Origin of the sequence: Granulicoccus phenolivorans DSM 17626 = NBRC 107789 = JCM 15570, assembly GCF_000423085.1 — a bacterium.
Lineage (GTDB): Bacteria > Actinomycetota > Actinomycetes > Propionibacteriales > Propionibacteriaceae > Granulicoccus > Granulicoccus phenolivorans.
The window spans coordinates 1-20,620 of sequence record NZ_AUHH01000025.1; the positions used below are offsets into that span (position 1 = coordinate 1).

Annotated in this window: 16 protein-coding genes and 1 pseudogene; 6 read left to right on the forward strand and 11 right to left on the reverse strand. The window is 68.9% G+C overall.

Going from position 1 to position 20,620, the window contains the following annotated elements; genetic code table 11:
* A pseudogene (locus G531_RS26115) lies at positions 1–312 on the forward strand (HNH endonuclease); the annotation flags it as partial.
* A 12-nt stretch (positions 313–324) separates the two neighbouring features.
* Here the strand turns inward: G531_RS26115 and uvrB are convergent.
* The 7 genes from uvrB to rpsA form a co-directional block, all read right to left on the reverse strand.
* A complete protein-coding gene (uvrB, locus tag G531_RS0111085) occupies positions 325–2,424 on the reverse strand; it encodes an excinuclease ABC subunit UvrB (RefSeq protein ID WP_026927310.1) in 2,100 nt (699 codons plus the stop codon).
* 41 nt (positions 2,425–2,465) lie between these two features.
* Complete coding sequence (locus tag G531_RS26120; protein ID WP_026927311.1) at positions 2,466–3,131, reverse strand: hypothetical protein; 666 nt, start codon at positions 3,129–3,131, stop codon at positions 2,466–2,468.
* Complete coding sequence (locus tag G531_RS21970; protein WP_051215368.1) at positions 3,128–4,210, reverse strand: PrsW family intramembrane metalloprotease; 1,083 nt, start codon at positions 4,208–4,210, stop codon at positions 3,128–3,130. Before G531_RS21970 ends, G531_RS26120 begins: the two co-directional genes overlap by 4 nt.
* A gap of 94 nt (positions 4,211–4,304) precedes the next feature.
* On the reverse strand, positions 4,305–4,922 hold the full coding sequence (gene coaE / locus G531_RS0111100; protein ID WP_026927312.1) for a dephospho-CoA kinase: 618 nt from the start codon (positions 4,920–4,922) through the stop codon (positions 4,305–4,307).
* Between the two features lie 85 nt (positions 4,923–5,007).
* Positions 5,008–6,069 (reverse strand): hypothetical protein, encoded by a 1,062-nt coding sequence (locus G531_RS24625; protein WP_026927313.1) that lies wholly within the window; start codon positions 6,067–6,069, stop codon positions 5,008–5,010.
* Entirely contained in the window at positions 6,066–7,307 is a 1,242-nt protein-coding gene (locus tag G531_RS0111110) for a PrsW family intramembrane metalloprotease (RefSeq protein WP_026927314.1), read from the reverse strand. The genes G531_RS24625 and G531_RS0111110 overlap by 4 nt, the downstream gene beginning before the upstream one ends.
* A gap of 242 nt (positions 7,308–7,549) precedes the next feature.
* Positions 7,550–9,001: a 30S ribosomal protein S1 gene (gene rpsA, locus G531_RS0111115; RefSeq protein WP_026927315.1), complete on the reverse strand. Its 1,452-nt coding sequence runs from the start codon at positions 8,999–9,001 to the stop codon at positions 7,550–7,552.
* A 340-nt stretch (positions 9,002–9,341) separates the two neighbouring features.
* Here rpsA and G531_RS0111120 point away from each other — a divergent pair, with 340 nt between their 5' ends.
* From G531_RS0111120 to G531_RS0111130, 3 genes are read left to right on the forward strand one after another with little or no spacing between them, the layout of a single operon-like run.
* Positions 9,342–10,628 carry an acetyl-CoA C-acetyltransferase gene (locus G531_RS0111120; RefSeq protein ID WP_026927316.1) on the forward strand — a complete coding sequence of 429 codons (1,287 nt, stop codon included), beginning with the start codon at positions 9,342–9,344 and terminating at the stop codon, positions 10,626–10,628.
* Positions 10,629–12,020 carry a 3-oxoacyl-ACP reductase gene (locus G531_RS0111125; RefSeq protein WP_245630494.1) on the forward strand — a complete coding sequence of 464 codons (1,392 nt, stop codon included), beginning with the start codon at positions 10,629–10,631 and terminating at the stop codon, positions 12,018–12,020.
* The gene (locus G531_RS0111130) at positions 12,020–12,892 is read left to right on the forward strand and encodes a MaoC family dehydratase (protein WP_026927318.1); all 873 of its coding nucleotides are present in this window, start codon (positions 12,020–12,022) and stop codon (positions 12,890–12,892) included. The genes G531_RS0111125 and G531_RS0111130 overlap by 1 nt, the downstream gene beginning before the upstream one ends.
* A gap of 34 nt (positions 12,893–12,926) precedes the next feature.
* Here G531_RS0111130 and G531_RS0111135 read toward each other — a convergent pair whose 3' ends face one another.
* The 3 genes from G531_RS0111135 to polA all read right to left on the reverse strand — a co-directional run bounded on the left by G531_RS0111135 (position 12,927) and on the right by polA (position 17,643).
* Positions 12,927–13,364 (reverse strand): nitroreductase family deazaflavin-dependent oxidoreductase, encoded by a 438-nt coding sequence (locus tag G531_RS0111135; RefSeq protein WP_026927319.1) that lies wholly within the window; start codon positions 13,362–13,364, stop codon positions 12,927–12,929.
* Positions 13,365–13,408: 44 nt separating this feature from the next.
* Positions 13,409–14,794, reverse strand: a complete 1,386-nt coding sequence (locus tag G531_RS21980) for a trypsin-like peptidase domain-containing protein (RefSeq protein ID WP_051215369.1) — start codon at positions 14,792–14,794, stop codon at positions 13,409–13,411.
* A 119-nt stretch (positions 14,795–14,913) separates the two neighbouring features.
* Positions 14,914–17,643, reverse strand: coding sequence for a DNA polymerase I (gene polA, locus G531_RS0111145; RefSeq protein WP_026927320.1), 2,730 nt, complete (start codon positions 17,641–17,643; stop codon positions 14,914–14,916).
* A gap of 53 nt (positions 17,644–17,696) precedes the next feature.
* On the opposite strand from polA, the gene G531_RS0111150 reads away from it, so the two are divergent.
* Together G531_RS0111150 and G531_RS21985 are read left to right on the forward strand one after the other, a co-directional pair.
* Positions 17,697–18,083 carry a DUF6394 family protein gene (locus G531_RS0111150; protein ID WP_026927321.1) on the forward strand — a complete coding sequence of 129 codons (387 nt, stop codon included), beginning with the start codon at positions 17,697–17,699 and terminating at the stop codon, positions 18,081–18,083.
* Between the two features lie 7 nt (positions 18,084–18,090).
* Complete coding sequence (locus tag G531_RS21985; RefSeq protein WP_051215370.1) at positions 18,091–19,863, forward strand: NAD-binding protein; 1,773 nt, start codon at positions 18,091–18,093, stop codon at positions 19,861–19,863.
* Between the two features lie 2 nt (positions 19,864–19,865).
* Here the strand turns inward: G531_RS21985 and G531_RS0111160 are convergent, their stop codons facing one another.
* Positions 19,866–20,519 (reverse strand): ANTAR domain-containing response regulator, encoded by a 654-nt coding sequence (locus G531_RS0111160; RefSeq protein WP_026927322.1) that lies wholly within the window; start codon positions 20,517–20,519, stop codon positions 19,866–19,868.
* Positions 20,520–20,620 lie beyond the last annotated feature (101 nt).

Here is a 20,620-nt window from a genome sequence, read left to right on the forward strand (position 1 = left end):
CGGATCCAGGAGGCGCGCAACCCGTCCTGTGTGTTCCCGTTCTCGGGGATCTCCAGCCGGTACTGCGACCTGGACCACACGATCCCGTTCGATCACCAGGCCCCGGCCGGGGCCGGGCAAACCAGCCTGGCCAACACCGCACCCCTGAGCCGGAAAGCCCATCGCGCCAAAACCCACGCCGGCTGGCGACTCGACCAACCCGAACCCGGCCTCTACCAATGGACCTCACCGGCCGGCTTCCAATACACCGTCACCCCCCACGGCACCATCGCCCACCCGACCCCCGCCCGGGAGCAACAGGCAGCCGCCTGACCAGCGCCGCCGCTACTTGGTGGCTTCGGTCATCTGGCGCAGTTCCCGTTTCAGTTCGGCGATCTCGTCGCGCAGCCGGGCGGCTACCTCGAACTGCAATTCGGTGGCGGCCTGCCGCATCTGCGCGGTCAGGTCCTCGATCAGGGTGGCCAGTTCGTTGGCCGGCAGGGTGGCCAGGTCTGCGGTGTGCGTCCCGACTTCGGCGCCGGCGTGATGCGGCACCGGTTCGGTGGAGCGCTTGTTGAACCGGGACTTCGCCATCAGCGCCGCGGTGTCGGCCTCCTCGGCGGCCAACATGTCGTTGAGGTCGGAGATCCGCTTGCGCAGGGGTTGCGGGTCGATCCCGTGCTCCTTGTTGTACGCCACCTGGATGTCGCGGCGCCGGTTCGTCTCGTCGATCGCCGCCGCCATCGACGGGGTGATCTTGTCGGCGTACATGTGGACCTGACCGGCCACGTTACGGGCCGCCCGGCCGATCGTCTGGATCAGGGACCGATCCGAACGCAGGAAACCCTCCTTGTCGGCGTCGAGGATCGCCACCAGGGAGACCTCGGGCAGGTCGAGGCCCTCGCGCAGCAGGTTGATGCCGACGAGCACGTCGTACTCCCCCATCCGCAACTCCCGCAGCAGCTCGATCCGCTTGAGGGTGTCCACCTCGGAGTGCAGGTAGCGCGTGCGGACACCGTTCTCCACCAGGTAGTCGGTGAGGTCCTCGGCCATCTTCTTGGTCAGTGTGGTCACCAGAACGCGTTCGTTGCGCTCGACCCGGGTCCGGATCTCGCCGATCAGGTCGTCGATCTGGCCCTTGGTCGGCTTGATCACGATCTCGGGATCGACCAGGCCGGTCGGGCGGATGATCTGCTGCACCACCCCGTTCGTCCGCGCCATCTCGTAGTTGCCCGGGGTCGCGGACAGATAGACCGTCTGCCCGATCCGCTCGGTGAACTCCTCGAACTTCAGCGGCCGGTTGTCCATCGCGCTGGGCAGCCGGAAACCGTGCTCGACCAGGGTCCGTTTGCGGGACATGTCCCCCTCGAACATGCCACCGATCTGCGGCACCGTGACATGCGACTCGTCGACCACGAGCACGAAGTCCTCGGGGAAGTAGTCCAGCAGACAGTTCGGGGGTGAGCCGGCCGCGCGACCGTCGATGTGCCGGGAGTAGTTCTCGATCCCCGAACAGGTGCCGATCTGGCGCATCATCTCCAGGTCGTAGGTGGTCCGCATCCGCAGCCGCTGCGCCTCGAGGAGCTTGTTCTGCCCCTCCAGTTGCCCCAGCCGCTGCTCCAGTTCCTGCTCGATCCCGACCACGGCGTGCTCCATCCGATCGTTGGAGGCCGCGTAGTGGCTGGCCGGGAAGATGAACATCTCCTGATCCTCCGAAACCACTTCCCCGGTCAGCGGTTGCAGCGTCGACAGCGCCTCGATCTCGTCGCCGAAGAACTCCACCCGCCAGGCGAGCTCCTCATACATCGGGAACACCTCCAGGGTGTCCCCGCGGACCCGGAAGGTGCCGCGGTCGGTGGCCAGATCGTTGCGGGCGTACTGGATGTTGACCAGCTGGCGCAGCAGCGCGTCACGGTCGATCTCCTGCCCCACCCGCAGCGGAATCATCTGGTTGACCCACTCGGTCGGCGTACCCAGACCGTAGATCGCCGACACCGTCGCGACCACGATCACGTCCCGCCGGGTCAACAACGAATAGGTCGCCTTGTGCCGCAGCCGCTCGACCTCCTCGTTCAGCGAGGAGTCCTTCTCGATGTAGGTATCGGTCTGCGGGACATACGCCTCGGGCTGGTAATAGTCGTAATAGGAGACGAAATACTCCACCGCGTTGTCGGGGAAGAAGTTGCGCAACTCATTGGCGAACTGGGCGGCCAGGGTCTTGTTGGGCTGCATCACCAGCATCGGTCGCTGCAACCGCTCGGCCAGCCAGGCAACCGTGGCCGTCTTGCCGGTGCCGGTCGCGCCGAGCAGCACCACGTCCTGTTCCCCGGCGTTGATCCGGCGCTCCAATTCGGCGATCGCGGCGGGCTGGTCGCCCGACGGCTCGTAATCGGCATGCACCTTCAGCGGGGCCAGGGTCCGCTGCACTTCCTCAACTGGTCGCATAGCTGCCAGCGTACGCGGGGCTCCTGACAGATTCTGTCCGCTCAGCTCTGCTGGAGGTTGACGTACCCGGTGTTGAGCATCTGGGTGAACTGGCCGTTCACGGATTCCGAGTAGCGCCGGGTCGGGGTGATCAGGACTCCGGAGAAGCCGACGGCGTCGCTGTCGCGCCGCACCACCGCGGCCCGGACGGTGACCCGGCCGGAGCCCCCGCCCCCGGTGACCGATCCCTCCCCGGCCGCGCTGGCCGAGGGAAAACCGTCCCGACCGGTGATCGGTCCGGTGGGTTCGAACCGGACCTGGGAGGCACCCCGAAAGGCTCCCTCGACCAGTTCGACCACCCGGGTCTCGGGCACCACGTCGGTCTCGGCGGCGAAGACGATCAGATTGTTGTCCGCGTCGGTGAGCACCACGGTGCCGGACTGACTCTCCTTGACCTGCCAGCCGGGCGAGAGGTGGATCACCACGCCGCGGGCCAGGCCCACCGGTTCCCCGGAGGGTTTCACCGTGGTCGGGGTCAGCTGGGTCGGCGTTCCCGCGACGGCGCGCTGTCCGGCCAGGGCCAGGCCGAGGACCACCGCCAGCGCGGTGATCAGCGCCAGGCCGCCGACGACCAGACCGATCAGCCGCGCATTCGACGGGGGTCGGCGTACCGTCGTCGCCGCAGCCACCTGGTGCGTACGCTCGGGCGGCGGCCGGAACCCGCTCATCGTTGGCCGTGCCCGAGCCATACCTGCACCGCCGTACCACAGGCGGTACAGAACTCGGCGTCGCTCAGCAGCGGCATCTCGCAGCGGCGGCAGACCTGCAGGTCCCCGGTGGCCCCGACCGGTACCGACGTGCCGACCCCACGGCGCGCGGCATGCTCCAGCGCCGCCTCCATCAGCCCCACATGCAGGACGGTACGCACCCGGATGATCAGGATCGCCAGGATCACCGCGCCGCACACCAACTGCAGCCCGACCCGCAACGCGGGCTGGGTCACGAAGCCGAGCAGGTACATCGCCGCACCGAAGGCGACGTTCGCCCCGATCGCCTCCACCAGGCCCCGCAGATAGCGCAGCGTGAACCCGTCGTAGCCGGTCCCCAGACCGGCGAATTCGGCGCAGGCGATCCCGGTGGCGGTGCCGATCAGCAGCGGTTTCACCAGGCCTTCGAGGAAGATCAACGGGATCCAGGTGAGCGGATCCACCGGCACCACCAGGCCGCCGGTGATCTCCGACCAGTGCCGCACGATCGTGTCCGCCGCGGAGTACGCCACCCCGGAGATGATGCCGAAGGTGAGGCCGTCCATCAGGTCGTCGAACCGGGGTCGACTGGCCAGGATGAGCGGGCCGATCTGCCGCACGATCTCCCCGAGCACGGGCACCAGCAGCGCCGCGGTGAGGAACCCGACCACGCTCGGCCCACCGGCTACCGGCAACTGTTCCAGCGTCGGTTCCGGCCCCCAGGTCCGCACCGCCACCAGCAGCGCCGCGCCGAGCACCCCGGTCAGCAGGAAGGCCAGCGCGCTCACCCAGATCGGTTCGTCCTCCCACAGGTTCACGTCGTAGACGTAGACGATGTAGACCAGCGGCACCCCCAGTGCGGCCAGCAGGACCGCGACCGGCAGCAGCCCGAGGAGCGCGGCCACCAGCGCCGCGCCGACCGCGATCAGCAGCGCCGCCCGATAGGTGCGCGGTCGGGCGATCCCGCGCGGCATCACCGAGGAGATCAGTGCGAAGGAGGCCACCGCCTCATCGGGCTTGACGGCGAACGAGCGCTGCCGGGCCAGGTCGGCGGTACGCATGTCGCGACCGCACCGGTGACAGAAGTGCGCCACCTCGGGCAGGCGCGCCGCACACTGCGGACATTCCACGGCAGACCTCCCCGGGTCGACTCGGTCAGGGCCGGCGGGCCACGGATCGCTCCTGCAGTTCCTGCCACACCCGATCGGCGTCGGCCTGCAGTTGCTCAAGGGTGCCGGAGTTGTCGATCACGTAGTCGGCGACCGCCAGGCGCTGGTCCCGGGTGGCCTGGGCCCGGATCCGCGCCTGCGCCTGCTCCGCGGTGAACCGGTCGCGGCCCATCACCCGCTGCAGTTGGACCTCGGGGGTGACATCCACGACCACGACCACGTCGAACTGGTCGGCCTGGCCCATCTCGACCAACAGGGGGTTGACGAGGATCACGATGGCGCCGGGGTCCCGCTCGGCGGCCGCGCGGGTCAGGTCGGCCACTCGGGCCCGGATCGCCGGATGGGTGATCTCCTCCAGATCGGCGCGAGCAACATCGTCGTGGAAGACGACCTGCCCCAGCGCGGGCCGGTTCAGCGTCCCGTCGGCGCGCAGGATGTCGGCGCCGAAGCGCTCGGCAATCGCCGCCAGCCCCGGCGTACCGGGCTCCACGACCTCCCGGGCAACCAGGTCGGCGTCGATCAGCACCGCGCCACGCCGGGCCCACAGATCCGCCACGGTCGTCTTGCCGGATCCGATACCACCGGTCAGTCCCACTTCGAGCATGGCACTGTTCTAGCACGCGGAACCGACACGAGGCCTCCCCCGTCCCGGGGAAGGCCTCGTCGTTCACCCCACAGGTGACCGGATGTCACTGCAACTGGCGATACACGTAGTTGATCGCTTCGTCGAAGTCACTGCTGAGCTGGTCGTCGAGGTTGTCCGGCGGCGCGATCAGCAGGGCGGTGAGACCATTGTTGTCGGAATCCCGCTTGATCACGATGACCACCACCGCAACCTTTTTACCCGAGGACACCACGGTCCCGATCGACCGCGCGGCGCTGAAACCGGAAGCTACCTGGGGGGAGTCGCTGGGCTGGGTGGCCGCATTGGATCCCTTGGCGAGGATGCCGTCGCGAATATACTCTGCGGCCTCCCGCGGCGAGTCCTTGATGGTCCCACCCCCCATCACCATGCCGTCCCCTCGGCTGTTGAACATGGTCATGGTGGTGCCGCTGGACTGCTTCACCGTCCACCCGGCCGGTGCCTTCCCTTTGAGCCCGTTGCCCAGGGGGACCTCATCACCGGACGACTGAGTCTGCTGCCCGGTGGGCTGGTTGGTGGGCTGATTGGTCGGGGCCGCAGTCGGCCCAGTGCTCCCGGTCGGTGCGGTCGTGGGCTGTCCGGTCGGCCCGGTGGTCTGCGTCGGCGGAGCCGCCGTGGGGGTCGCCGGCGGACCGACGAGCGGGGTCTCCTTCTTGCCCATGTTGACCGCGAGCAGAATCCCGCCGACCGCGATCAGCAGCACCAGGCCACCGATCACGATCAACATCAGCTTCTTCTTCGACTTCGGTGGGGGCGGCTGACCGCCCCCGTACCCCGGTCCCCCGTACGCCGGCCCCCCGTACGCCCCGGGCTGCTGCGGACCCCCGAAACCACCGGCCTGGCCCGGATAACCACCCGGCTGCCCCGGCTGACCCGGCTGCCCCGGCTGCCCGGAGAACCCGCCGGCCCCCGGATACCCACCCGGCTGACCGGCCGGAGCCTGCTGCGGCGGGGGCTGCTGCGGCGGGGGCTGCTGGGGCGGGGGCTGTTGCGGCGGGAAGCCACCCTGGGGATAGCCCCCACCCTGCTGCGGATAGCCACCCTGCGGCCCGTACTCACCCGATCCACCGCCGGGGAAGCCGCCCTGGCCCGGATACTGACCGCTCATCGCCCTTCCTCCTGTTCCCGCGTCGGGTCGACGGTCTCGGTCGCTTCCGCACTCGGCGCTGCCGGTGCCGGCACCGGCACGGCAGCCGATCCGCCCCGGGCGGGCCCGGCAGTGCGGGTGGCTGCCCCACATGAGGTGCAGAACGCCGAGCCCTCGAGCAGCGGCATTTCACAGCGCGCACAGAAGCCGAGGTGGCCGGTGGCGCCGACGCCGGCGGAATCGCCGACCCCCTGGCGGGCCGCCGCCTCCATCGCCGCCTCCATCAGGCCGGCGTGCAGCACATTGCGGATCCGCAGTACGAGGATGCCCACGATGATCAGCGCCAGAACCAGTTGCAGGATCACCTCGAGGGTCGGGTTCCCGATGAACTTGAGCAGATAGATGCCGCCGCCGTAGACGATGTTGGCGAGGATGGCCTCGCCGAGGCCGCGGAAGTAGCGCCCGCTGAAGCCGTCATACCCCTCGCCCAGGCCGGAGAATTCGGCACAGGCCAGCCCGGTCGCGGTGCCCATCAGCACCGGCTTGACGAAGCCCTCCAGGAAGATCAGCGGCGCCCAGACGCCCGGATCCAACTGGCCGACGTTCCCGGCGGTGAGCAGGTCCCAGTAGCGCACGAGCGTGTCGGCACTGGCGAAAGCGACCCCGGAGATGACCCCGAAGGTGAGCCCGTCCATCAGGTCATCGAACTGCGGCCGGCTGGCCAGGATGAGCGGCCCGATCTGCCGGATCACCTCACCCACGACCGGGACCAGCAGCGCCCAGATCAGAATCCCGGTGACCGTGGGGCCGGCGTCGGTCAGCCCGACGAGTGCCTGCTCGGGGAACAATCGCCGGACCAGCAGCAGGAATCCCGCCGCCAGTACGCCGGTGAGCAGGAAGGCGAGGATCGTGACCGGGATCGGTTCGTCCTCCCACTGGTTCACGTCGTAGACGTAGACGATGTAGACCAGCGGCATCGAGAACGCGGCCAGCAGGATGGCAATCGGCAGCGCCCCGAAGATGGCGGCGGCCAGGGTCGCCACCAGGGCGATGGTCAGGGCCAGCCGGTAGGTCTGCGGGCCCTGCCCGACCCCCCGCGGCATGATGGTGGAGACGAGGGCGAACGACGCCACCGGCTCATCGGGCTTGACAGCAAACGACTTCTTGCGGGCCTCGTCCGGGGTCCGCAGATCCTGACCACAGCGGTGGCAGAAGTGCGCGACTTCGGGTAGAGCGGCCCCGCAACGCGGGCATTCCAAGATGCTCTCCTTCGTGACCCGGGGTGACCCGGGATCCGGCCCCCTTGCGGAGGGGGATATTTGCCTCCCGAAAGGCATCTAAGCATCCGTGGCGGCGCGAGGGAACGATGCGCACCACCTCTCAGGGAGCCTTTGGCACACGCACAGATTCGCTCTGCGCCGCCGAGCCGCCACAAAGCGAACGGAGCCCCCGCCGTGCTGGCGGGGGCTCCGTTCAGTGCTTGTTCGCTGTGCGACGCCGGTCAGTTACCACCGGTGAGCTTGTCGCGCAGGGCCTGCAGCGCCTCGTCGGAGGCCAGCGAGCCCTCGGTGGCCGGCGCGGCCTCCGGAGCGGCGGAGTACGAGGTCGCGTCCGCCGGAGCAGCCTGTTCGGCAGCCTCGGCCTCCTCGACCTGCTTCTTGTGCGCCTCCCAGCGGGCGTGCGCCTCGGCGTACTGCTGCTCCCAGGCCAGGCGCTGCTCCTCGTAGCCTTCCTTCCACTCCTGGGTCTCCGGATCGAAGCCCTCGGGGTAGAGGTAGTTGCCCTCGTCGTCGTAGGACGCGGTCATGCCGTACAGCGTCGGATCGAAGTCGTCGGCGGCCACGTCGACACCCTCGTTCGCCTGCTTGAGCGACAGCGAGATCCGGCGGCGCTCCAAGTCGATGTCGATGATCTTGACCATGACCTCGTCGTTGACGGCGACGACCTGCTCGGGGATCTCCACGTGGCGCTCGGCCAGCTCGGAGACGTGCACCAGGCCCTCGATGCCCTCCTCGACGCGGACGAACGCACCGAACGGAACCAGCTTGGTGACCTTGCCCGGGACGATCTGACCGATCTGGTGCAGGCGGGCGAAGGCCTGCCACGGATCTTCCTGGGTCGCCTTCAGCGACAGCGACACGCGCTCGCGCTCCATGTCCACATCGAGCACCTCGACGGTGACCTCGTCGCCGACCTCGACCACCTCGGAGGGGTGATCGATGTGCTTCCAGGACAGCTCGGAGACGTGCACCAGGCCGTCCACGCCGCCCAGATCGACGAAGGCGCCGAAGTTGACGATCGAGGAGACCACACCCTTGCGGATCTGGCCCTTCTGGAGCTGGTTGAGGAAGTTGTGCCGCACCTCGGACTGGGTCTGCTCCAGCCACGCCCGCCGCGACAGGACCACATTGTTGCGGTTCTTGTCGAGCTCGATGATCTTGGCGTCCAGCTCCATGCCGACGTAGGGCTGCAGGTCACGGACGCGACGCATCTCGACCAGGGAGGCGGGCAGGAAGCCACGCAGACCGATGTCCACGATCAGGCCGCCCTTGACCACCTCGATCACCTGACCGGTGACGACGCCGTCCTCTTCCTTGATCTTCTCGATCGTGCCCCAGGCGCGCTCGTACTGAGCCCGCTTCTTGGACAGGATCAGGCGACCCTCTTTGTCTTCCTTCTGCTGAACCAGGGCCTCGATCTCATCGCCGACCTGGACCACGTCGAACGGGTCCACATCGTGCTTGATGGAGAGTTCCTTGGAAGGAATGACACCTTCGGTCTTGTAACCGATGTCGAGCAGGACTTCGTCCCGATCAACCTTGACGACGGTACCGGTGACGATGTCGCCGTCATTGAAATACTTGATGGTCTTGTCGATAGCCTCAAGGAAGGCTTCGGGCGAACCCAGGTCGTCGACTGCAACCTGCGGGGCAGCCTCAAGGGAGGACGTCATGTAGTAGGGCTCCGATGGTGGATGTGAGTGGTGGAACGCATTCGGCCTCGTGATGAGCCGAAACCAGACTTCCGTACCGACCGCCGACAAACCACACGCGCACTTCACTCTGTCCGGAAGTACGCAGACCCAAACGCCCTACCAGCGTACCGAGGGCATCCAAGCAGGGTCAACCCGGGCCCCCGGACCGGGCCGCGCCGCCCGATGGCGGCGCTTGCTGACCATGCCACCAGGCTCTCGCACGGCCCTCAGAACCGAGGGTTACCCAAGGGTACGGTGCCGGTCCGAGCGCGGTAGATTGGGCATCAACCGTGCTCACACCAGCAGCCAGGAGTTCCCGATGACCAACTCCCCCGGACCCCGCGCCGCGATTCTCGGCGGCAATCGGATCCCCTTCGCCCGGGCCCACGGGGCGTACGCCCGGGCGAGCAACCAGGACATGCTGATCGCCGCCCTGGACGGGCTGATCGCCCGCTTCGGGCTGGCCGGTCAGCGCCTCGACGAGGTGGTCGCCGGGGCCGTGGTGAAGCACAGCGCCGACTTCAACCTGACCCGGGAGGCCGTGCTGGGGACCGCGCTGGACCCGCGGACCCCGACCTATGACGTGCAGCAGGCCTGCGCGACCAGCCTGGAGGCCGCGGTGCTGCTGGGGAACAAGATCCGGCTGGGTCAGGCGCAGGTGGGTATCGCCGGGGGTGTCGACTCGACCTCCGACGCCCCGATCGCGGTCAGCGAGGGACTGCGGCAGGTCCTGCTCGGGCTCAACCGGGCCAAGACACCCGGCGAACGGCTCCGGGCCCTCTCGGGTCTGCGCCCCAATCAGGTCGCCCCGCTGCTGCCCTCGGTCAGCGAACCGCGCACCGGCCTGTCGATGGGCGAACACATGGCCCGCACCGTCGAGGACTGGGGCATCACCCGCGCGGAGCAGGACGAGATCGCCGCCGCCAGTCACCAGCACCTGGCCGCGGCGTACGAGCGGGGCTTCTTCGATGACCTGCTCACCCCTTACCTCGGCCTGACCAGGGACAACAATCTGCGGGCCGACTCGACGGTGGAGAAGCTCGCCTCGCTCAAACCGGTCTTCGGCACCGACCTGCCGGACCCGTCGATGACCGCCGGCAACTCCACCCCGCTCACCGACGGCGCGGCCACGGTACTGCTGGCCAGCCCGGAGTGGGCCGCCGAGCACCGGTTCAAGCCGCTGGCCTATCTGGCCGACGCCCAGACCGCCGCGGTCGATTTCGTCTCCGGCGATGAGGGGCTGCTGATGGCCCCGGCGTACGCGACCGCGACGCTGCTGCAGCGCAACGGGTTGACCCTGCAGGACTTCGATCTCTATGAGATCCACGAGGCGTTCGCCGCGACCGTGGTGACGATCCTGAAGGCGTGGGAATCCCCCGAGTTCTGCCGGACCCGCCTCGGGCTGTCCGCGCCGCTGGGATCGATCGACCGGACCAAACTGAACGTCAACGGTTCCTCCCTGGCGACCGGCCATCCCTTCGGCGCCACCGGGGCCCGGATTCTCGCCGGGACGGCCAAGGAACTGCACGCCCGGGGCGGACGTCGCGCCCTGATCACCATCTGCGCTGCCGGCGGGCAGGGCATCGCAGCCATCGTGGAGGCCTGAGTGAGCATCGCACGCATCCCGCGGGGCAGCGTCCCCGCCGATCCCCTGTCGAAGTTCCTGTCCAGTTCGCTGGGCCAGAACCTCACCAAGACGCTCGGTTTGCCGATCCCGACCCCGCTGCGTCGCTATGTCAGTCATGCCCCGCTGTGCGACTCCCCGGTGCCGCTGCTGGGTGGGGCGACCACGCCATACCTGCCGGCGGTCGCCGACCTGCTCACCGAGCGCGGAATCACCCACCACCGCACCCTGGATGAGTCCGCTGACAAACTGGGTGGGCTGATCCTGGACTTCTCCGCCGCCCGGACCCCCCGCGACCTGGCTGCCCTGTACGCCCTGGGCTCGCCCGCGGTGAGGCGCCTGGCGACCAATGCCCGGGTGATCGTCCTGGGCACCGATCCGACGCAGTTGAGCGATCCGCTGGCCGCGGCGACCCAGCAGGGGCTGGACGGGTTCGTCCGCAGCCTGGGCAAGGAACTGCGCTCCGGCGCCACCGCGAACCTGGTGCAGGGCCCGGAGGAACCGAACGCGCCGGCGGTCCGGCACGCGGTGGAGTTCTTCCTGTCCGGGCGTTCGGCGTACGTGGACGGGCAGACGGTCCGGGTGGATGCGACCGCGCCGTCGAAGAACCCGTCGCTGGATCAGCCGTTGCGCGGCAAGGTGGCCGTGGTCACCGGGGCCGCCCGCGGGATCGGCGCGGCGATCGTGCGTACGCTGGCCCGCGACGGCGCGACCGTGATCGGCGTCGACGTGCCGACCGCCCAGGACGCCCTCTCCGAGGTGATGAACGCGGTCCGCGGCACCGCGCTCGCCCTCGATGTCACCGCCCCCGACGCCGGGCAGCGGATCCTCACCCTGGCCCGGGAGCGGCACAACGGCCTCGACATCGTGGTGCACAACGCCGGCATCACCCGGGACAAGCTGTTCGTCAATATGGACAAGAAGCAGTGGGACCAGGTGCTCGCGGTCAATCTCAGCGCGATCGCGCAGATGAACCGGGTCTTCCTCGGCGGGGACGCCGGCGGTCGGCTCGGCCTGAACCACGGTGGCCGGATCATCTGCCTGTCCTCCCAGAGCGGGATCGGCGGTAATCGCGGCCAGACGAACTACGCCCTGTCCAAGGCCGGGCTGATCGCCCTGGTGCGTACGCTGGCCCCCCGGGTCGCCGCCGATCAGATCACCGTCAACGCGGTCGCCCCCGGAATGATCGAGACCGAGATGACCGCGGCGATGCCGGCGGTGAATCGGGAGGTCGCGCGCCGGATGAGTTCGCTGCAGCAGGGCGGTCTGCCGATCGATGTGGCCGAGGTGATCGCCTGGTTGGCCCAGCCGGCCCAAGCCGCGGTGTCCGGGCAGACGCTGCGGGTGTGTGGGCAGAATCTGATGGGGGCCTGATGACCGAACCCACCCCGATCTCGGAGGAGCCGAACCTGACCCGGGAGTTCGCCCGGGCGCTGCGGCCGGTCCGGCGGCCGACGACGCTGATCGAGCGCAGCCTGCTGCGTACCGGGGTCACCGTGGACCGGGCCCACCTGGCCGCGTACCAGCGGCTGTGCGGCTGGCCGGTCTCCGATCTGGTGCCGCCGACCTATCCGCACCTGCTGGCCTTTCCGCTGCAGACCCGGCTGATGGCCGGACCGGACTTCCCGCTCCGGCTGCCGGGCATGCTGCACGTGCGCAACGAGGTCCGGGTGCTGGCTCCCCTGACGGCCGGCCAGGAATGGACGCTGACCGCGGGAACGGCCCGGCTGGCCCCGCATCCGAAGGGCCGGACCGTCGAGGTGTGGGCCCGCTTGGCGATCGGGGACGACACCGTGTGGTCGGAAACCAGCACCTATCTGGCCCGCAGTGAGCACCCGGAACCACCGGCCGCCGGGGTGGAGGCGCCGGAGCGTCCCCCGGCCGGGCCGACCCGGGCCACCGCTCGCTGGGATCTGCCCGCCGATCTCGGCCGCCGTTACGCGGTGCTGTCGGGGGATGTGAACCCGATCCACCTGCATCCGTGGTCGGCGAAGGCGATGGGGTTCCGGCGTACGGTCGCGCACGGCATGTGGACCTCGGCCCGGACGCTGGCGGCACTCGGTCCGCGGGTCCAGGGCGTCGGTACGCACACCGTCTGGTTCCGCAAACCGGTGCTGTTGCCGAGCACAGTCGACCTGTGTCGTGACGACGGGGACGACCGGATCCTGGCCGCCCTGCGCAGCGGCGTTGCCGGGCCCGGGGAGCGGTCGGAACACCTGGTCCTGCGCTGGACCCCGCAGGGCTGATCAGCGGGCCGGAGCAGCCGCCCGACCGAGCCGGTCAGTCCGAAACGGGCTCCAGCAGGAGCACCGGGAACACCCGGTCGGTCTTCGCGGTGTACTCGAGGTAGGGCGGGTAGGCACTCACGCACCGCTCCCACCACACCTCCCGCTCGGGCCCGGAGAGCTCCCGGGCCCGGAAGGAGCCGATCTCGGTTCCGTCCTGCAGGTCCAGATCGGGGTTCGCCACCAGGTTGTCGTACCACTGCGGATGATCGGGGGCGCCGCCCTTGGAGGCAACCACGGCGTACTTCCCGTCATGCTCGACCCGCATCAGCGGCACCTTGCGGACCTTGCCGGATCGGCCGAGCATCGTGAGCAGCACCACCGGCTTGCCGCCGAAGGTGATCCCGTCGGTCGTCCCGGTCTGCTGGATCTGTTCCACCTGTGCGGTCGCCCGCGGATTCGCGCCCGGAACCCAGGTCCCTTGAATAGCCATGGCGTCATGCTAGACCCGCGCGGCACCGGCTGCGGTCTGCCCGCTCAGTTGGTCGCGGCGGCGAGGGTGACCTTCACCTGGCTCTGCTGGCCGTTGCGCACGATGGTCAGGGTGACCTCCTGGCCCACCTTGTAGCTGCGGATCTGGGCCATCAGCGCTTCGGCGGACCCGACCGACTTTCCGTCGATCGCGGTGATGGTGTCCCCGCCGGTCAGCCCGGCCTGCGCCGCCGGCGAATTCCCGGCGACCTGGACCACCTGGGCGCCGGCAGTGGTGCTGTCCCCGGCCTGGGCGGTGGCGTCCCGCGTCGAGACGCCGAGCCAGGTGTGCTGCGGGGTCTTGCCCTGCAGCAGTTGCTGGGTGACCGTGGTCACCTGGTCGGCGGGGATGGCGAAGCCGATCCCGATGTTGCCGGACTCCTGACCGCCGAGGGTCGCGATCGAGGAGGTGATCCCGATCAGTTCGCCGTTCGCGTTCAGCAGGGCGCCGCCGGAGTTGCCGGGGTTGATCGCCGCGTTCGTCTGGATCGCGTCGGTGACCGCCTGCTGCGCGGTGCTGGTCGCCTGCTGCGAGTCGGCCTGGGTGATCACCGGTCGGTTCAGCGCCGAGATGATCCCGGTGGTCGCGGTCTGGGACAGCCCGAGCGGGTTGCCCAGCGCCATCACCGGCTCGCCGACCTTCAACTGCGAGACGTCGGCGAACTTGATCGGCGACAGGTTCGCCGGCGGATTGTCCAGCTTGATCACGGCGAGGTCGGTCGACGGGTCGGTCCCGACGACGGTCGCGGTGCGGACCTGGGCGTCATTCATGGTGACCTGGAGCTGCGCGCCCTGACCGGCTGCGGACACCACGTGATTGTTGGTCACGATGTGGCCCTCGGTGTCCAGGATGACCCCGGAGCCCTCGGCACCGGAGCGGCCATTGCTGACCTGGATCGACACGACCGACGGGGCCGCCGCGGCGGCGGTGACCGACCAGTCGGGGTTGGCCGCGTTGCCCTGGATGACCTTGACGGTGCCACCGGAGCTGTTGGAAGGGGCGGAGCCGAGCGCATCGGTCGCGGCGAGGGTGATCCCGCTGCCGAGGACACCGGCCAGCAGGGCGACCGCAGGGATGGCCAGCCAGCGCTTCGAGCGCCGGGGCCGGGTGGTCGCGACCTGGGTCGAGCCGGCCGGGGCGGGGGCGTACGGGCCCGGCTGTTGGGGGCCGGCATAGCCGGTTCCGAAGGCGCTGGTGGGGTGGGTCCCCGGCGCGGCCTGATAGGAACCCGGCTGCTGCGGGGCGTTCGGGTACGTGCCACCGGCGTTCGGGTACGTGCCGGACTGGTGGGAAGCGGGATGGGCGGCACCCGAGTGCTGGGGGTCGTTCGGTTGCTCGGGGCCGTGGGGAGCCGGATTGGGGTTCCAGGAGTTCGGCTGCTGGGTGGTCATGGTGCTCTCCTTCGACACGATCCAGAAAACCGTGGTCAGCTGTGTGTCTGCTGTGCGGACCCGGTGCGTGGGCTACGAGTCGGTCCGCGGGCGAATCTGCCGGTCGAACTGCCGGCGGGTCAGTGCGCGGCGGCGTGCCAGTTCTCGCCGATGCCGATCGAAACGTCCATCGGGACGGCCAGATCGACGGCGTTCTCCATCTTCTCGTGGACCAGTTCGCCGAGCTGCTCCTCCTCGCCGGGGGCCACCTCGAACAGCAGTTCGTCGTGGATCTGCAGCAACATCCGAGACTTCAGTCCCGAGGCCGCCAGCGCCGATTCCACATCGAGCATCGCGACCTTGATCACGTCGGCCGCCGAGCCCTGGATCGGGGCGTTCAGCGCCATCCGTTCGGCGTTCTCCCGGCGTTGCCGGTTCGAGCTCATCAGGTCGGGCAGGTAGCGGCGCCGGCCCAGGATCGTCTCGGTGTATTCGCTGCGCCGGGCCTGCTTGACGATGTCGGCCAGATATTCCCGGACTCCGCCGAAGCGTTCGAAGTAGCCGTCCATCAGACTCTGCGCCTCCTCCGCGGAGATCCGCAGGTTGTTCCGCAGCCCCCACACGGTCTGCCCGTACGCCAGCCCGTAGTTCATCGCCTTCACCTTGGAACGCATGTCGGAGGTGACCTCGCTCGGGTCGACTCCGAAGACCCGGGACGCGGTCACGGTGTGGAAGTCGGTGCCGGACCGGAACGCCTCGATCAGCCCTTCATCCCCGGACATGTGCGCCATCAGCCGCATCTCGATCTGGGAGTAGTCGGCCGACATCAGCGACTCGAACCGCGGCCCGGGCACGAACGCCTCCCGGATCCGGCGGCCCTCCTCGGTCCGGATCGGGATGTTCTGCAGGTTCGGGTCGGTGCTGGACAGCCGACCGGTCGCCGCGATCGTCTGCAGGTAGGTGGTGTGCACCCGGCCGTCGTCGGCGACCGCCTTGAGCAGCCCCTCGATCGTCTGGCGCAACTTGATGTTGTCCCGGTGGGCGAGCAGGTGGGCGAGGAAGGGGTGCTCGGTGTCGGCGTACAGCTGCTGCAGGGCGGCGGCGTCGGTGGTGTACCCCGACTTGGTCCGGCGGGTCTTCTTCAGACCGAGTTCGTCGAAGAGCACGACCTGCAACTGTTTGGGCGAACCGAGGTTGATCTCCTTGCCGAGCACGGCGTACGCGGCGTCGGCCGCCTCGGTCACCCGCGCATCGAAATGCGATTCCAACTGCTCCAGGTGGTCGGTGTCGATCGCGACCCCCAGGCGTTCCATCCGCGCCAGCGTCTGCTGCAGCGGCAGCTCGATGTCGGTGAGCAGATGTTCCTGGGAGCGGTCGGCCAACTCGGTCTGCATCGCCTCGGCCAGGTCGATCACCGCCCGGGCCCGGATCATCGCCGAGGCATGGGTCGGATCGTGGGCCGGGTCGTCGAACAGCGTCGCGGGCTCGCTGCCGGCGCCGCCGTCCTCCTCCAGCCGCAGTTCCCGCTTCAGGTAACGCACGGTCAGATCCGCCAGATCGTAGGTGCGCTGATCCGGCATCAGGATGTAGGCGGCCAGTTCAGTGTCACTGATCAGCCCGGCCAGTTCCCACCCGCGCTCCCACAGGGCCAGCAGTGGACCCTTCGCGCTGTGCATCGCCTTCGGCCGGCCGGGATCGGCCAGCCAGTCGGCCAGCGCGTCCTCATCGGCCGGTGCCAACTCGGTCACATCGACCCAGCCGGCCGCGCCGTCGGTCGAGGCCAACGCGATCGCGGTCGGATCCCCGGTGCCCGAACCCCAGTGACCGAGCACGTCGACCCCGGTGACCGCTCCGGCCGGGGCATGCTCGGCCAACCAGCCGGCGACCGTGCCGGCCGCCAGCCGCTCCCCGGTCAGTTCGAAACCGCCCTCCGGCTCAGCCTCCTCGGGGGTGAGCTCCAGCAGGCGCTCGCGCAGCACCCGGAACTCCAGGGCATCGAAGAGCTCATGGGTCGCCTGCCGGTCCCACATCTGCCGGGTCAGATCCTGCGGCCCCAGCGGCAGGTCCAGATCGGTCACCAGCGCGTTCAGCCGCCGGTTCATCCGGACCTGCTCGATGTTGTCCCGCAGATTCTGGCCGGCGACCCCCTTGATCTGGTCGGCGTGGTCGAGCAGGTTGTCCAGGCCCTCGTACTCCTTGAGCCACTTGGCCGCCGTCTTCGGGCCGACCTTGGGCACGCCGGGCAGATTGTCGCTGCTCTCCCCCACCAGCGCGGCAAGCTCGGGGTAGACCTCCGGCGGGACCAGATACTTCTCGGCCACCGCATCCGGGGTCATCCGGGCCAGATCGGACACGCCCTTGCGCGGATACAGCACGGTCACCTGCGGATTGACCAGTTGCATCGCATCCCGGTCGCCCGAACAGATCAACACCTCCATGCCCTGGTCGGCCGCCTGCGTGCTGAGCGTGGCAATGATGTCGTCGGCCTCGAAGCCCTCCAGTTCCACCGCGGGGATGTTGAGCGCGGCCAGCACCTCCTTGATCAGCGACACCTGCCCGCGGAACTCATCGGGCGAGGCCGACCGCTGCGCCTTGTACTCCGGGAAGGCCTCGGTGCGGAAGGTCTGCCGGGACACGTCGAAGGCAACCCCGACATGGGTCGGCACCTCGTCGCGCAACACGTTGATCAGCATCGAGGTGAACCCGAACACCGCATTGGTGTGCTGCCCGGTCTGCGTCGCGAAGTTCTCCACCGGCAGCGCGTAGAACGCGCGATAGGCCACCGAGTGCCCGTCCAGCAGCAACAGGCGCGGACGGGTGGTCGCGTCGGAGGTCGAATCATCGGTGGGGCTGGGTTGCGAGGTCGGCACACGCCGAGCCTACCGAGTGCCACCGACAGAACTTGTCCCTTATCGTCGGAGACGTGAACTTCGAGAAGGTCGTCTTCGGGTTTTTCGTGCTGCTGGCGGCAACCCTCAACTTCGGTTTCGTCATCGGCGACCTGACCGATCTGCACCAGCACAACGTCTACGAGTTGTACGCCGCGGTGGCGGTCAACATCATCGCAACAGTCCTGAAGTTCGGGGACAAGACCCAGATCGGCGCGATCCACCTGGCCACCTCGCTGGTCGCCAGCATCCAGCTGATCCTGGCCGCGGTGGTCTTCGTCTGGGCCCAGCACGTCAGTGCCGAGGGGGTCACTCCGGACGCGGTCGCCAGCATGGTCTCGCTGGCCACCGGCGCGTGCCTGGCCAATATCGCCTCGGTCGTGATGCTGATCGCCGAGACGCTGAACTTCCGGCGCCGTTGAGGTCGCCGTGGTCGCCCCCTGGATGTTGCTGACCCAGCGCAAGCGCGACGGGCGCAGCCTGCGTCGGATCCCGGTCGCGATTCCGACCAAGGTGCAGGGCACCGACGCCCTCTTCCTGGTGCTGCGGCGCATGCGCGCACCGCTGATCACGATCGTGGTGATCTTCACCATCGCCACGATGGGCCTGTCGTTGATGCCCGGCCAGGACGCCGCGGGCCAACCGGCGCGGTTGACGCTGTTCGACTCGATCTACGTGATGACGTACACGATGACCACCATCGGGTTCGGCGAGATCCCCTATCCGTTCAGCTACCCGCAGCGGATGTGGATGACCCTGTCGATCTACCTGAGCGTGGTCGGCTGGACGTACGCCATCACCGCACTGTTCGGGCTGCTGCAGAACCAGGGTTTCCGCGATGCCCTCGCGGTGTCCCGGTTCGAGCGTCGGGTCCGCAGCATCTCCGAGCCGTTCCTGATCGTGGCCGGGTACGGGGAGACCGGCCGGTTGGCCTGCCGGAACCTGGACGGTCTGGGTCGGCAGTTCGTGGTGATCGACCACGATGAGTCGCGGCTGGACAAGTTGGCGATCGACCAGTTGCAGGTCGACGCGCCGGCGATCGTCGGGGATGTCGCCGATCCCGGTTTCCTGGGCATGGCCGGGCTGGGCCGCCCCAACTGCGAGGGGGTGCTGGCCCTCACCGAGGATGCGATCAACCTGTCGGTGGTGATGTCGGTGAACCTGCTGCGCCCGGAGATCCCGGTGATCGCGCGGGCGGTCGATCCGGAGATCGCGTCCCGGATGGCCGACTTCGATCCCGGGGCGGTGATCAATCCGTACGAGCGCTATGGCAACTACCTGGTGCTGGCGCTGCAGAAGCCGACGGTGTACCAGCTGGTGAACTGGCTGATCGCGCCGCCGGGAACCCCGATGCACCGGGCCACCGAGGGACTCACCGACGGCACCTGGGTGGTGGCCGGCCGGGGCACGTTCGCCGAGGAGGTCACCCTGGACCTCACCCGATCCGGGCTGAATGTCCGGGTGGTCGATCCGCACGTGATCAATCCGGACATCTCCGACGCGGTCGGCATGGTCGCGGGAGACGACTCCGACGTGATGAACCTCGCGATCGCGGCCAAGGCCCGGCTGACCAAGCCGGAAATCTGGCTCAGCGTACGCCAGACCTCGGCCAAGACCGCGAAGACGCTGCAGGCCTTCGCCGCGGACTCGGTGTTCTCCCCCAGCGAGTTGGTCTCCCGGGAGACGATGGCCCGGATCGTGGCCCCGGCGTTCTGGGACTTCATCGAGTACGCCCTGCACCAGCCGGAGGCCTGGGCGCAGGACCTGCGCGACGACCTGCTCGATGCCGTGGGAGGCGAATCCCCCACCATCTGGACGCTGGAACTGGTGCCGGAGTCAGCCCCGGCGTTGGTCCGGGCCCTGGCCCACCGGCCGATTCGGCTGAGCGACATCCTGCGGGACCCGACCGACCGGGACCGTACGCTCAGCGTCGCCGCACTGGTCCTGCTGCGCACCGAGGACGAGCAGGACGCCTCCACCGTGCTGCCCGACGGCCAGACGCACCTGCGGGTCGGCGACCGGCTGGTTCTGGCCGGGACCGATCGGGCCCTGAACGAGGTCGCGGTGACGCTGCGCTACGACTCCTCGGTGCACTATCTGGCAACGGGGGAGCGGCTGCCGGAGACAGCGGTCGGCCGGGCCCTGCGCCGGCTGTGGCGGATCCGGCGGCTGCGCCGGCGCCATGGCGAGCGCCGGCGCTGACCTCAGCTCTTCGCGCGGGACTTGCGCGCGGGTGACTTCCCGGCTTCGGCGATGATGCCGTCGGCCACCTCGCGCATCGACTTGCGCATGTCCATCGCGGTCTTCTGGATGAACCGGAAGGCCTCCGGCTCGCTCATCCCGAGCCCGGTCTGCAGCAGCGCCTTGGCCTGGTCGACCGCCTTGCGGGAAGCCAGCCGTTCGGCCAGATCCTCCACCTCGGCCTCGACCGCGCGGATCTCGGCGTACCGGGCGATCGCAATCTCGATCGCGGGCACCACGTCGGAGGCGTCGAACGGCTTCACCACGTACGCCATCGCGCCGACCTCGCGGGCCTTCTCGACCAATTCCCGCTGGCTGAACGCGGTGAGCATGACGACCGGAGCGATCCGTTCCTCGGCGATCACCTGGGCGGCGGTCAGGCCGTCCATCTTGGGCATCTTGATGTCCATCACGACCAGATCGGGGTCGAGCTCGCGGGCCAACTCGATCGCGGCCTCCCCATCGGCAGCCTGCCCGACGACCTCGTAGCCCTCCTCTTCGAGCAGTTCGACCAGATCGAGGCGGATCAATGCCTCATCCTCGGCCACCAGAACTCGGCTGGGCTGGTTCTGGTCCGACTCGGACCCTGAATCCGTCTTTGCACTCACGGGGGACATTCTGCCACCAAACCCGCGGGGCACCGCATGCCGGGGAGCACGCCGGACCCTCGGTTCACCGATCCGGCCGTGGTACGTCCCGGCCGCGCGGATCCGCTACA